This window comes from Pseudomonas sp. (assembly GCF_040514055.1).
GTDB lineage: Bacteria > Pseudomonadota > Gammaproteobacteria > Pseudomonadales > Pseudomonadaceae > Aquipseudomonas.
The window spans coordinates 90,579-103,116 of record NZ_JBEVDL010000011.1; the positions used below are offsets into that span (position 1 = coordinate 90,579).

Below are 12,538 nucleotides of genomic sequence, written 5' to 3' on the forward strand. Positions count from 1 at the left end.
AAAAACGCTGCGGGGCGCCGGCTAATGCACCTGCTGCGCACCCAGCCCGGCGGCTATGTGCCGGCCGATGGCATCGCCCATCTGGCGCAGACCCCGGCCGAGCTGGTGATCCTCTGCACCGGCGACTCGCACCTGGCGCTGCTGGCCGAAGCGGCCCGCGCCCTGCCCGAGGACTACCCGAGCCTGCGCCTGGCCAGCCCCGCGCAGCTGCAGAACCACGCCTCGGTGGACCTTTATGTCGAGGAGGTGCTGCAGCATGCCAAGGTCATCCTGCTGTCCCTGCACGGCGGCATCGGCTACTGGCGCTATGGGGTGGAGCGGCTGATCGAATTGGCCGAACGCGGCGCGACCCTGGTGCTGGTGCCGGGCGACGACCAGCCCGACCCAGAGCTGACGGCCCTGGGCACGGTCAGCGCGGAGCAGGCCCAGCGGCTCTGGCAGTACCTGCGCCAGGGCGGCCTGGAGAATGCCACCCAACTCTACCATTGCCTGGCCAGCGGCTGGCTGGGCCGCCAGCTGCCGTGGCGCGAACCCCGGCCCCTGCCGCGGGTCGGCCTGTATCACCCGCACCAGGCCGACGCCGACCTGGGTCACTGGCAAGCCGGCTGGCAGGCGGGGCAGGCCGTGGTGGCGCTGCTGTTCTACCGCACCCATGTGCAGTCGGCCAACACCGCCTTTATCGAGGTCTTTTGCCAGCGCCTGGCCGCCCAGGGCCTTAACCCGCTGCCCATCGCGGTGGCCAGCCTGAAGGAGGCCGCCTGCCTGGCCCAGGTCGAGGACTGGCTGGCGCAAAGCGACTGCAGCCTGATCATCAATACCACCGGGTTCGCCCAGTCCAGCCCCGAGACGCCCAACCTGCGGCCGTTTCGCCGCGACATCCCGGTGCTGCAGGCGATCTGCGCCCTGGACAACCAGCCGTTGTGGCAGGCCAACCCCCAGGGCCTGGGCCCGCGCGACCTGGCCATGCATATCGTGTTGCCGGAGCTGGACGGACGCATCATCACCCGCCCCATCAGCTTCAAGGGCCTGGCCTGGCGCAGCGAGCGCAGCCAGAGCGACGTGGTCTGCTACCACCCGCACCTGCCGGGCATGGATTTCGTCGCCGAGCTGGCGCGGCGCTGGTGCGAGCTGGCGCGCCTGGCCAACGCCGACAAGCGCATCGCTCTGGTGCTGGCCAACTACCCGACCCGGGACGGGCGCATCGGCAATGGCGTAGGCCTGGACACCCCGGCCGCCACCCTGAATATCCTGCGGGCCCTGCGGGAACAGGGTTATCCGGTGCAGGACCTGCCCGACAGCGGCACCGCCTTGATCCACCGGCTGCTGGGTGGGGTGACCAACGACCTCGACAACCTGGACCTGCGCCCCTGCGCCCAGAGCCTGGCGATGGACCAGTACCAGGCGCAGTTCGCCCAGCTGCCGGAAGCCAACCGCCAGGCGGTGCTGCAGCGCTGGGGCACGCCCGAGCAGGACCCGATGTGCCGCGACGGGCGCATGATGATCGCCGGGCTGCGCCTGGGTCTGACCTTTATCGGCATCCAGCCGGCGCGCGGTTACCAGCTCGACCCCAGCGCGGTCTACCACGACCCGGACCTGGTACCGCCCCACGGCTACCTGGCGTTCTATTTCTGGCTGCGCCGGGTGTACGGCGCCCACGCCGTGGTGCATGTGGGCAAACACGGCAACCTGGAGTGGCTGCCGGGCAAGAGCGTCGGCCTGTCCGCCAGCTGCTGGCCGGACGCCGTGCTCGGGCCGCTGCCCAACGTCTACCCCTTTATCGTCAACGACCCGGGCGAAGGCGCCCAGGCCAAGCGGCGCAGCCAGGCGGTGATCATCGACCACCTGATGCCGCCGCTGACCCGCGCCGAAAGTTACGGGCCGCTGCGCGATATCGAGCGCCTGGCCGACGAGTACTACGACGCGTCCCAGCTGGACGCGCGCCGCGCCCAGGAACTGCGTGGCGAGATCCTGAGCCTGGTGCGCGCCACCCGCCTGGACCAGGAACTGAAGCTGCAGATCAATGCCGACCCCGACAGCTGGCTGCCACAGCTGGACGCCTACCTCTGCGACCTCAAGGAATCGCAGATCCGCGACGGCCTGCATGTGTTCGGCGAATCGCCGGTCGGCCGCCTGCGCCGCGACAGCCTGCTGGCGCTGCTGCGTATCCCTCGCGGCGACGGCCGCGGCGCCAACGCCAGCCTGCTGCGCGCCCTGTCCGATGACCTGGCCCTGGGTTTCGATCCACTGGATTGCGCCATGGCCGAGCCCTGGAACGGGCTGCGCCCGCCCCTGCTGCAGGCGCTCAGCACGGACGCCTGGCGCAGCCAGGGCGACACCCGCGAGCGCCTGGAACTGCTGGCCCTGCAGCTGATCGAGACGAGCCTGCAGGACCCCATTGAGCCCGCGCCCGGCGCGGCCAGCGGCGCGGTGCTGGAGCAATTGCGCCTGCAGGTGGCGCCGACCCTGGATGCCTGCGGCCCGGCAGAAATGCACGGCCTGCTGCAGGCCCTGAGCGGACGTTTCGTGCCGGCCGGGCCCAGCGGCGCGCCCAGCCGCGGACGCCTGGACGTGCTGCCCACCGGGCGAAATTTTTATACCGTGGACGTGCGCAATCTGCCGACCCCGACCGCCTGGCGCATCGGTTTCCAGTCCGCCAGCCTGTTGCTTGAGCGTCATCTGCAGGACCAGGGCGATCACCTGCGCCAACTCGGGCTGTCGATGTGGGGCACCGCGACCATGCGCACCGGCGGCGACGACCTGGCCCAGGCCATGGCGCTGCTCGGCGTGCGGCCGGTGTGGCAGGCCGGCAGCCAGCGGGTGGAAGACTTCGAGATCCTGCCGCTGTCGCTGCTCGATCGCCCACGGGTGGACGTGACCCTGCGCGTCTCGGGGTTTTTCCGCGACGCCTTCAGCAACCTGATTCGTCTGTTCGACGCCGCCGTGCAGGCGGTCGCCGAGCTGGACGAACCCGAGGACCTCAACCCCCTGGCCGCCCGTGTCCGCCTGGAGCGCCAGCGCCTCGAAGGCTCGGGCCTGCCTACCGACGAGGCACGGCGCCAGGCCGGCTGGCGGATCTTTGGTTCCAAACCCGGGGCCTACGGCGCCGGCATCCAGAACGCCATCGAGGAACGCCTGTGGCAGACCCGCGCCGACCTGGCCGAGGTCTACCTCAACTGGGGCGGCTACGCCTACGGCGCCGAGGACGCCGGCACACCGGCCCGCGAGCGTTTCGCCCAGCGCCTGGAACGGCTGCAGGCGGTGCTGCACAACCAGGACAACCACGAACACGACCTCCTCGACTCCAACGATTACTACCAGTTCCAGGGCGGCATGCTGGCGGCGGTGGAGACCTTGCGCGGTGCGACCACCGCCAGTTACCACGGTGATCACAGCCAGCCGGACAACCCGCGCATCCGCACCCTCAAGGAAGAGTTGAACCGCGTGGTGCGCGCCCGCGCGGCCAACCCGAAATGGATCGCCGGGATGAAACGCCACGGCTACAAGGGCGCCTTCGAATTGGCCGCCACGGTCGACTACCTGTGTGCCTTCGACGCCACCAGCGAACTGATCGACGACCACCAATACGAGCTGCTGACCGACGCCTACCTGCTGGACCCGGACACCCGGGCCTTTATCCAGCAGCACAATCCCGGCGCCCTGCAGGACATGACCGAACGCCTGCTGGAAGCCCAGCAGCGCGGCCTCTGGCAGCAGCCGGGCGAGTACCGAGCCGCTCTGGAAAACCTGCTGATCGACAGCGAAGAGCAGTGACGGCACTTGGGTAAATGACGCCCTGTTTACCCTGTCGGGCGCTGGTGGATAAAACAGCGTTATCCACCCTACACAGGCATTGGCTTCTTGTAGTTACCACTCTGGATACCCGCCTTCGCGGGTATGACGGGGCTACGTGGGTTGATCGATATCCTCTTGACCCGCGCTTGCTCGCGTAGGGTGAATGACGTCTTATTTATCCACCGCTCGGAGCCTGGGCGGATAAGAAAATCATTATCCACCCTAGGATTTCGAACATAAAAACCTACCCGCGCAGCCGGCGTGCCGCCTCCAGCAGGCAGGACTCGGTACCCGCCCAACCCAGGCAGCCGTCGGTGATCGACACGCCGTAGCGCAGGTCGCAGGACAGCGCCTGGGCGCCGTCGAACAGATGGCTCTCCAACATGACGCCGCGCAATGCGTGCTGGCCGGCCAGGCGCTGGTCGATGACTTCTGCCAGGACGGCAGGCTGGCGCAAGGGGTCCTTGCCGCTGTTGGCATGGCTGCAGTCGACCATGATCCGCGGCGCCATGCCGAGTTGGCGCAGCGCCGCGCAGGCGCTGTCGACCGCCTCCCGCTGGTAGTTGGGGCCCGGGTGACCGCCGCGCAGGACCAGGTGGGTATCCGGGTTGCCGAGGGTCTGCACCCGCGCCGGGCGCCCCTGGGCATCGACGCCGAAATGCTGGTGCGGGTGAGCCGCCGAGCGCATGGCGTCGGTGGCGACGGCCAGGCTGCCGTCGGTGCCGTTCTTGAAGCCCACCGCCAGGTCCAGCCCACTGACCAGCTCGCGGTGCACCTGCGACTCACTGGTGCGCGCGCCGATGGCGACCCAGCTCAGCAGGTCGTCGAGGTAACCGGCCAGCAGCGGTTGCAGCACCTCGCTGGCCAGGGGCAGGCCCAGCTCGGCGATCTCCAGCAGCAGCCGACGCGACAACGCCAGGCCGGTGGCCATATCGCCGCTGCCGTCCAGGTGCGGGTCGTACACCAGGCCTTTCCAGCCCACCGTGCTGCGCGGCTTCTCGACATAGGCGCGCATCACCAGCAGCAACTGGTCCTCCACCTGGGGTGCCAGCGTCGCCAGGCGACGGGCGTAGTCGAGGGCGGCATCGCTGTCGTGCAGCGAGCAAGGCCCCACCACCACCAGCAAGCGCGGATCCTCGCCGGCCAGCACCCCACGCACGGCATCGCGCTGCTCGCGGACCCGGGCGGCCAGGGGGCCCTGCAGCGGCAAGCGCAGGCGCAGTTCAGCGGGGGTCGGCAGTGGCTGGCTGGAACGGCGCGTGGCCAGAGGTGACGAACCATCGAGGGCGATGACGGGGAGCGGGGCGTGGCGGTCGGGCAGAACGGATACGGACGAATTCATGACGGGCAATCCTCGGCCGGCGCGGGCAAGCCGCGCCTGGCGCTAACTGGGTGTTCGATTCAGGGGAATGGCGGGCTGGGCAAGGCCGGTAAATCGCCAGTCGGTAAAGGGGTAACGGGTCGAAACAGTGCAATAGCCGATCATGGTGTGATCCTCGGTGACGGTGGATTGGCCTTGTGGGCCCGGAAAAAACAAAACCCCCGGTCGGGAGGCCGACCGGGGGTTGTTGTGGAGCTGTGGTTGGCGACCCGGCTGAGGTGGGCCGCCTGATGGGGATCAGGCCAGCCCGTGGCTAAACCAATAAAAATAGCCGACCGCAACGGCCACCCGCACCCGCGCCGGGGCATCAGCCGCAGCAGGGGTATGCGAAAGGGGTACGAGGGTCGACATGGCGATTTCCTAAGCGAATAAGCTCAAATTACTGCATCGCCCGGCTGCGTTCAATCACTGTTTTCTATCGGGGTGCCAAGGCTTTCGCTACCATGCCCGGCACGCGCTTACAGGATTGCCCCATGACCGACCTTGCCCACTTTCCCCTTGCCGCCGTGGTCGCCGCCGATCGGTTGAAGCTGGCGCTGTGCCTGGCGGCCATCGACCCGGGCATTGGCGGCGTGCTGATCGAGGGTCCGCGCGGCATGGCCAAGTCGACCCTGGCCCGCGGCCTGGCCGACCTGTTGCCGGGCGGCGCCTTTGTCACCCTGCCCTTGGGCGCCAGCGAGGAACGCATCGTCGGCAGCCTGGACCTGGACGCCGCCCTGGGCCAGGGTCGCGCGCAGTTTTCCCCGGGGCTGCTGGCCAAGGCCGACGGCGGCGTGCTCTATGTGGATGAGGTCAACCTGCTGCCGGACCACCTGGTCGACCTGCTGCTGGACGTGGCCGCCAGCGGCGTCAACCGGGTCGAACGCGACAGCCTCTCCCATCACCACCCGGCGCGCTTTGTCCTGATCGGCACCATGAACCCCGAGGAAGGCGAGTTGCGTCCGCAGCTGCTCGATCGATTTGGCCTGAATGTGCAACTGGACGGCCTGCCGCCGCCGGCCGAACGGGCCGAGATCATGCGCCGCCGCCTGGCCTTCGATGCCGACCCCGCGGGCTTTTGCGCGCACTGGGCCGTCGAGCAGCAACGCCTGCGGCAGCGCTGCCTGGTGGCACGGACGCAGGTGCAGCACATCCCGCTGGATGAGGAGGCACTGCAGGCCATTGCCGAGCGCTGTTTCGCCGCCCGTGTCGACGGTCTGCGCGCCGACCTGGTCTGGTTGCGCGCGGCCCGGGCCCATGCCGCCTGGCGTGGGGCGACGGCGATCGAGGCGCAGGATATCGAGGCGGTGGAGGACTTCGCCCTGCGCCATCGTCGCCAGGGCGCGGCGCCACCGCGGCCAGCCGGCAGCAACCCGGCAGCACAACCGGAAACCTCGCCCGCCCCCGCCTCGCCCGACCAGGGCCCGAACGACAGCGAAGGCCAGTGGGGCGAGTTACCGCCCCGATCTGTCGCCATGGGTCAGCGCCGTGAGCCGCCGCGCTGGCCAAAAAAGCCCTAGGCATCCGCCCGCGCACGGCCCAGGGCGCGGATGCCCGACCCGGCGGCCTGGCCAACGGCACACGCGGCCCGCAACGCCCCGGCCATACCGGCAGCATCGACTGGCTGGCCACCCTGCTGCACGGACGCCCGCTGCGGCGCGGCGACCTGGTGCTGCAGGCACGTAGCCAAAGACCCGGGCAACTCTGGGTGGTGCTGGTCGACGCCTCGGCCTCGACCCAACGGCATGGCGCACTTGGCCAAGCCAAGGGCCTGTTGGCCCAGGTGTTCGCCCAGGCCTATCGCCAGCGGGTGCGCCTGACCCTGGTGCAAGCCAGCGGCAACCAGCCGCACTGGCAATGGCAAGGCTGGCGAGCCGCCGCCTCGGCCCAGCGCTGGCTCGACAGCCTGGGCGCCAGCGGTGGTACCCCGCTGGTCCAAGCCCTGAGCGAGACCGCCCAATGGTTGGCCCGCCGCCAGCGCCAGCACCCGACGGAGCAGCGCCGACTGTTGATCCTTACCGATGGCCGCCTGCGCGACTGGCCGGCGCTGCCGACCCTGGACTGCCCCGCCCTGCTGGTGGATATCGAATGCGCCCCGATCCGCCTGGGCGGCGCCCGGCGCCTGGCCCACGCCCTGGGTGCCGAGTACCGGCATATCGAGTCGCTGCCCGTGGCTAAAAACAACCCGTGACCAGAGCGGCTTGCGAGCTTGAATTCACGCTGATTGACTGCCACACCCTGTGCGGGCGCTGCTCGCCCTACAAAACTGCGGTGCACTGCCTCCGGCGAGTACAGCCTACTTGTCGGGGCGAGTCTTGATGGCGGACTTCGCCAAAGCGCCTTGCGTAGGACGGATGACGCCTTACCTCATCCGCCGCGCGTGGCTCCGGTGGATAAGAAAAAAGTTATCCACAGCAGCCCTGCATAGGAGCGGGTCATACCCGCGAACACACTTACCGCCGCCCGGAAATTTCCGCGCCAGGCGCACGCCCTGAGTGCTGTTGACGCGTTATCGATCAACGCTGCTCAACACCAGGAGCGACACGACGCTGGCCGAGCCCGGGCCTTTTTGCAGGGCGCCTAGGGTGTGATCCGCATGACGGTATAGCCATCCTGAACCGGCCGCTGATCGGTCGCCTCGCTTTCGCTTGGTTGTCCCTCTCCCGCGACATAGCGATACACCAGGTACGGCTTATCCGTCTCGTGGCCCTCATTGGCAAACACCAGCAACATCTGCCGCTCGTTCAGGTACAACCAGCCCGGCAGGGACTTCTCCGCAAAATACAGGTGCTCCACGGCCTGGCTATGCGGGTTTTTTCTGATCAATTCGCCCTTGAGGTAGGGTGAGCCGCCCTGCAGGACGAATAACAACGCCTTGTCCACACAGGTGGCCAGCGCCACTTCGCCGGCAAATTCGATGTCCGGCATATCCTGGAAGGCCCGCTCGGTTTTGCCATCCAGCCGGACGGACAGGATCTCCAACGCATAACCATTCGGCTGAGCCAACAGCGTGGCCGACGATGCATCCGCCATCGCACAGGAGATCACAGTATGGGCGGGGGATTCCAGGCCGGGATAGGGGGTAGTCGGCTCGCTCGCCTGGGCACAGATAGCCGTCAAACAACAGGCAACAGTCCAAAGTAGCCGCTTCATCACTTGACCATATCCAGCAGAATGTTCATGTCACCTGGATTGGTTTTCAGCTTGGCGGCAGCACTTTTTATCTTGTTGTAATACATACCGTTGCTGACGCCCCGATAGAGTTTGTAGGCGCCTTCAACCGACGATGTCTGATCGAGGCAACACTGCATGTATTCAGTGCCGATCTGGATATTGACCACCTCATCGAGAATCGCCGGGCTGGCATGTAGCGCCTTGCCTGCAGCAAAACAGGCATCCAGGGTTTTCCTGTCCTGTATCTTGTGCCCGAGCTCTTTTTCCTTGCGCGATTGAAACACTTGCTTGACCGCGATGACCAGGACCTGCATCAGGCCCTTGGCACTCGATGATGACGATCTGGCATTCGCATCGAAGCGAGACTCCATGTAAATCTGGCAAATGATCAGATCTTCAGCAAGGCTGGAGCGGTTGTTCGCTTGGACGAGTGCGCGAATCTGATCGAGTCGAGCGTCGGATTTGACCATTGGCCGTTCATTGAGAGCCGCGCCTGCACCGCCCTGGGTTCCTGCGGGACCGGGGCGAGAGGTGGCCGTGCGACCCAGGGTGCCAGCATCAACAGCGGCGTTGTTCGCCATCCCGGCGGGCCCCGGCACTCGATATCCTGCCATCTTCGACTCCTTGTGATTGACCTGTGCGTCCGTTGCCTGGGTAACCCCTTCACTAACACCCAAAAATACTTTTGGAGTCACCGAAGAGCGGCTTGGCAAGGCTACCAGAGCCGTACCTGCAGAAGAGGAGCCAACCCTCAAATCGAGCGAAATAGTCTTCTTGACGCAGTCTCGGCCCCCCCCCGGTTGGCTTACGGCAATGCCTGGCCGGTAAGACCGTCCAGCGTTTCTCCAAGCCGTACAAAACCCCGCTCACGTAATCCCGTCAGCACCTCGGCCACCGAGCCAAACACCCGCTCCACCGCCGGCAGCGCGGGGCGACGCAGCACCAGTACCGGCAGGCCCCGTTCGCGGGCCACCTGCAGCTTGGCTTCGGTGGCGGCGCTGCCGCTGTTCTTGCTGACCAGCACATCGCTGCCCAAGCGCCGGAACAGCGCCCGCTCGGCGTCCAGTGAGAACGGCCCGCGGTCGCCTATCACCTCGGCGCGCTCGGTCCCCGGCAGCGACTCCAGGCAGCGCACCGTCCAGCGCTGCGACGCCGGGATGTCCTGCAGATGGGCCAGGGGTTCACGGCCCAGGGTGAAAAACGGCCGTTGAAAAGGCGCCAACGCCCGCACCAATTCGGCCCAATCGGCCACCTCGCGCCAGTCGTCACCGGCCACGGCCTGCCAGCCAGGCCGGCGCAGCGCCCAGCAAGGAATACCGCTTACCTGCGCGGCCTGGGCGGCATTGCGGCTGATCTGCGCGGCATAGGGGTGGGTCGCGTCCAGCAGCAGGTCGATGGCCTGCTCCCGGATAAAGGCCGCCAGGCCCTCGGCGCCGCCGAAACCACCGACCCGCACCTGGCACGCCAGGTCATCCGGTACCCGGCCCAGGCCCGCCAGGCTGTAAACATGGGGCGGTGGCAGATGCCGGGCGATGGCCAGAGCCTCGCCTACGCCGCCAAGCACCAGCAGGCGGCTCACCGCGACTCACCGGCGTAACCGACGAACAGGCCCTGGCGGTCAATGGCAAACACCTCCAGCGCCACCTGGGCCGGCACTATGCCGCGGGCAAATGCCAGGGCCTGGGCGCAGACCCGATCGCCCAGGGCGATGCCCTCGGCGCTGGCCAGCGCCAGGGCCTGCTGGCTGGTATTGGCGCCGCCCATGGCCAGCTGCAGCTCCGCAGTGGCGCCGAGCTGGGCCGCCCATTCGGCCAACTGCTCCAGGTCGATACTGGAATGGCGGCTGTGCAGGTCCATATGGCCGGCCGCCAGCTTGCTGATCTTGCCGAAGCCGCCACAAATGCTCAGCTTGTCCACCGGCGCCTGGCGCAGGTGCTTGAGCACCGCACCGACAAAATCGCCCATCTCGATCAGGGCGATCTCCGGCAAGTGGTAATGCCGGCGCAGCGCATCCTCACTGGCGTTGCCGGTGCAGGCCGCCAGGTGCCGGAAACCATTGGCCCGGGCCACATCGATGCCCTGGTGAATCGAGGCGATATAGGCCGCGCAGGAAAACGGCCGGACGATGCCGCTGGTGCCGAGGATCGACAGGCCGCCAAGGATACCCAGGCGCGGGTTCATGGTTTTCAGCGCCAGGGCCTCGCCGCCCTCGACACCGATGGCCACCTCGAAACCGCCCGGGTAGCCGAACTCGGTGGCCAATTGCTGCAGGTGCTGGGTCATCATCTGCCGGGGTACCGGATTGATCGCCGGCTCCCCCACCGGGGTGGTCAGGCCGGGGCGGGTCACGGTGCCGACGCCCGGGCCGGCATGGAAACGCACGCCGGGCAACGGATTCAGGCGCACCCGGGCGAAGACCAGGGCGCCGTGGGTCACGTCCGGGTCGTCGCCGGCGTCCTTGATGGTGCCGGCTTCGGCGGCCGGCTGGTCTTGCAGCTGACAGGGCCGGCAGAACTCCAGGCGCATCGGCACCCGTTTTCCCTTGGGCAAGACGATTTCCACCGCATCGCTGCTGCCACCGCCGAGCAGCAACCGCGCCGCCGCCAGGCTGGTGGCCGTGGCGCAGCTGCCAGTGGTGTAGCCACTGCGCAGGGGGGCGGGCTGCTCGGGGGTTTCGTCACGCATGGGCGGTTGGCCCGGACAAGCAAAAGATTATTTTTTTAATATAAAAATACCGGGCGGGGTAATGCCACGCGCACGGCTGCTGCCGCCAGGGGGCACGGGATACGCGGGCGAAGCCCGCCCTACGTAAAGGCGCCACGCTATGCGGCAGGCCTCTGATCGAAATCCCCCAGGGCCGCAAGGCTTGGCTTGGGCGGGTGCAACCCGCCGGTTTTTGCACGACTGCGCCGCCGCTCATACGCACGTCTCCGAGGGCTTGTGCAATTCGAGCAGGGTGATCGGCAAGGCCTGACGCCAGGTGTCGAAGCCGCCCAACGGCTGCGCCTGGGCAAGGGCCAGGCGGATCAGCTCGCCGCCGTGGCGCGCCCGCCAGTCGACCAGCACGGCTTCGCTTTGCAAGGTCACGGCATTGGCCACCAGGCGACCGCCAGGTTTGAGCTGGCTCCAGCAGGTCTCCAGCACGCCCGGCACTGTCACCCCGCCGCCGATAAACACCGCGTCCGGCGCCGCCAGACCGGCCAGCGCCGCGGGTGCCGCGCCTGCCACCAGGTGCAGCCCCGGCACCCCGAGGGCCTCGCGATTGAGGGCGATCAGCGCCTGGCGACCGGCGTCGGCTTCGATGGCAAGGGCCCGGCAGCTGGGGTGGGCGCGCATCCACTCGATACCGATGGAACCGCAGCCAGCGCCGACATCCCACAGCAGCTCGCCCGGCGCGGGCGCCAGGCGGGCCAGGGTCATGGCGCGTACATCGCGCTTGGTCAGCTGGCCGTCATGCCGGTAGGCACTGTCCGGCAGTCCGACCGTCAGCGCCAGGCGTTGAGCCGCGGGCCCGGCCAGGCAGTCGATGGCCACCAGGTTCAGCGCCGCCGCCTCGGTTAACGCCCAACCCTCGGCGCGGCCCTCGATGCGCCGCTCGGCCGGCCCACCCAGGTGCTCCAGCACCGTCAGGCGGCTGAGGCCGTAGCCACGCTCGCGCAGCAAGGCCGCGATGGCGGCCGGGCTGCCGCCGTCCTGGCTGAGCACCAGCAGGCGCACGCCCGGATGCAGCTGGGCGTTCAGCGCCGCCACGGGCCGGGCCACCACCGACAGGCAGGTCAGCTCCTGCAGCGGCCAGCCGAGCCGCGCGGCGGCCAGGGAAAAGGCCGAGGGCGCCGGCAACACCCGCAGTTCGTCCGCCGGGAGATGCCGCGCCAGGCTGGCGCCGACGCCGAACAGCATGGGGTCGCCGCTGGCCAATACGCAGAGCGGCGTGCCCCGTGCCTCGAGCACCGGGGTCAGGGCGAAAGGGCTCGGCCAAGGCAGCCGTTCGGCCCGGATGCAGTGCGGCAACAGTGCCAGCTGGCGCGGGCTGCCGACGATCCGCTGGGCCTGCAGCAGGGCACGCCGGGCCGGTTTGCCCAGGCCGCTGAAGCCCTCTTCGCCAATACCCACCAGGGTCAACCACGCTGTCATGTACCCCCCAAAACCCTCGACCAGTCACGCTCGGCGGCAACCCCGGCGCCTCGCGACACGCGGGCTTTTCATCGGGCC

General features: G+C 68.2%; 9 protein-coding genes. 3 read left to right on the forward strand and 6 right to left on the reverse strand.

Annotated elements, in window-relative coordinates; genetic code table 11:
- Positions 1-24 precede the first annotated feature (24 nt).
- Positions 25-3,771 carry a cobaltochelatase subunit CobN gene (gene cobN, locus ABWY06_RS03165; RefSeq protein WP_353924113.1) on the forward strand — a complete coding sequence of 1,249 codons (3,747 nt, stop codon included), beginning with the start codon at positions 25-27 and terminating at the stop codon, positions 3,769-3,771.
- A 265-nt stretch (positions 3,772-4,036) separates the two neighbouring features.
- Here cobN and ABWY06_RS03170 read toward each other — a convergent pair whose 3' ends face one another.
- On the reverse strand, positions 4,037-5,134 hold the full coding sequence (locus ABWY06_RS03170; protein WP_353924114.1) for a 3-deoxy-7-phosphoheptulonate synthase: 1,098 nt from the start codon (positions 5,132-5,134) through the stop codon (positions 4,037-4,039).
- A 512-nt stretch (positions 5,135-5,646) separates the two neighbouring features.
- On the opposite strand from ABWY06_RS03170, the gene ABWY06_RS03175 reads away from it, so the two are divergent.
- Together ABWY06_RS03175 and ABWY06_RS03180 are read left to right on the forward strand one after the other, a co-directional pair.
- On the forward strand, positions 5,647-6,672 hold the full coding sequence (locus ABWY06_RS03175) for a magnesium chelatase ATPase subunit I (RefSeq protein ID WP_353924115.1): 1,026 nt from the start codon (positions 5,647-5,649) through the stop codon (positions 6,670-6,672).
- Positions 6,673-6,674: 2 nt separating this feature from the next.
- Positions 6,675-7,343, forward strand: coding sequence for a vWA domain-containing protein (locus ABWY06_RS03180; protein ID WP_502948141.1), 669 nt, complete (start codon positions 6,675-6,677; stop codon positions 7,341-7,343).
- Between the two features lie 389 nt (positions 7,344-7,732).
- On the opposite strand, the gene ABWY06_RS03185 is transcribed toward ABWY06_RS03180, so the two are convergent.
- The 5 genes from ABWY06_RS03185 to cbiE all read right to left on the reverse strand — a co-directional run bounded on the left by ABWY06_RS03185 (position 7,733) and on the right by cbiE (position 12,460).
- Positions 7,733-8,305 carry a hypothetical protein gene (locus tag ABWY06_RS03185; RefSeq protein WP_353924116.1) on the reverse strand — a complete coding sequence of 191 codons (573 nt, stop codon included), beginning with the start codon at positions 8,303-8,305 and terminating at the stop codon, positions 7,733-7,735.
- On the reverse strand, positions 8,305-8,940 hold the full coding sequence (locus tag ABWY06_RS03190; RefSeq protein WP_353924117.1) for a transglycosylase SLT domain-containing protein: 636 nt from the start codon (positions 8,938-8,940) through the stop codon (positions 8,305-8,307). Before ABWY06_RS03190 ends, ABWY06_RS03185 begins: the two co-directional genes overlap by 1 nt.
- A 191-nt stretch (positions 8,941-9,131) precedes the next feature.
- On the reverse strand, positions 9,132-9,905 hold the full coding sequence (locus ABWY06_RS03195; RefSeq protein ID WP_353924118.1) for a cobalt-precorrin-6A reductase: 774 nt from the start codon (positions 9,903-9,905) through the stop codon (positions 9,132-9,134).
- A complete protein-coding gene (locus ABWY06_RS03200; RefSeq protein WP_353924119.1) occupies positions 9,902-11,011 on the reverse strand; it encodes a cobalt-precorrin-5B (C(1))-methyltransferase in 1,110 nt (369 codons plus the stop codon). Before ABWY06_RS03200 ends, ABWY06_RS03195 begins: the two co-directional genes overlap by 4 nt.
- Before the next feature lie 231 nt (positions 11,012-11,242).
- Positions 11,243-12,460, reverse strand: coding sequence for a precorrin-6y C5,15-methyltransferase (decarboxylating) subunit CbiE (cbiE, locus tag ABWY06_RS03205; RefSeq protein ID WP_353924120.1), 1,218 nt, complete (start codon positions 12,458-12,460; stop codon positions 11,243-11,245).
- Between the last annotated feature and the right edge of the window lie 78 nt (positions 12,461-12,538).

Coding starts and splice junctions, on each gene's coding strand:
- ABWY06_RS03190 (WP_353924117.1), bottom strand. CDS start 8,940: ATGGCAGGATATCGAGTGCCGGGGCCCGCCGGGATGGCGAACAACGCC.
- cobN (WP_353924113.1), top strand. CDS start 25: ATGCACCTGCTGCGCACCCAGCCCGGCGGCTATGTGCCGGCCGATGGC.
- ABWY06_RS03170 (WP_353924114.1), bottom strand. CDS start 5,134: ATGAATTCGTCCGTATCCGTTCTGCCCGACCGCCACGCCCCGCTCCCC.
- cbiE (WP_353924120.1), bottom strand. CDS start 12,460: ATGACAGCGTGGTTGACCCTGGTGGGTATTGGCGAAGAGGGCTTCAGC.
- ABWY06_RS03185 (WP_353924116.1), bottom strand. CDS start 8,305: ATGAAGCGGCTACTTTGGACTGTTGCCTGTTGTTTGACGGCTATCTGT.
- ABWY06_RS03175 (WP_353924115.1), top strand. CDS start 5,647: ATGACCGACCTTGCCCACTTTCCCCTTGCCGCCGTGGTCGCCGCCGAT.
- ABWY06_RS03200 (WP_353924119.1), bottom strand. CDS start 11,011: ATGCGTGACGAAACCCCCGAGCAGCCCGCCCCCCTGCGCAGTGGCTAC.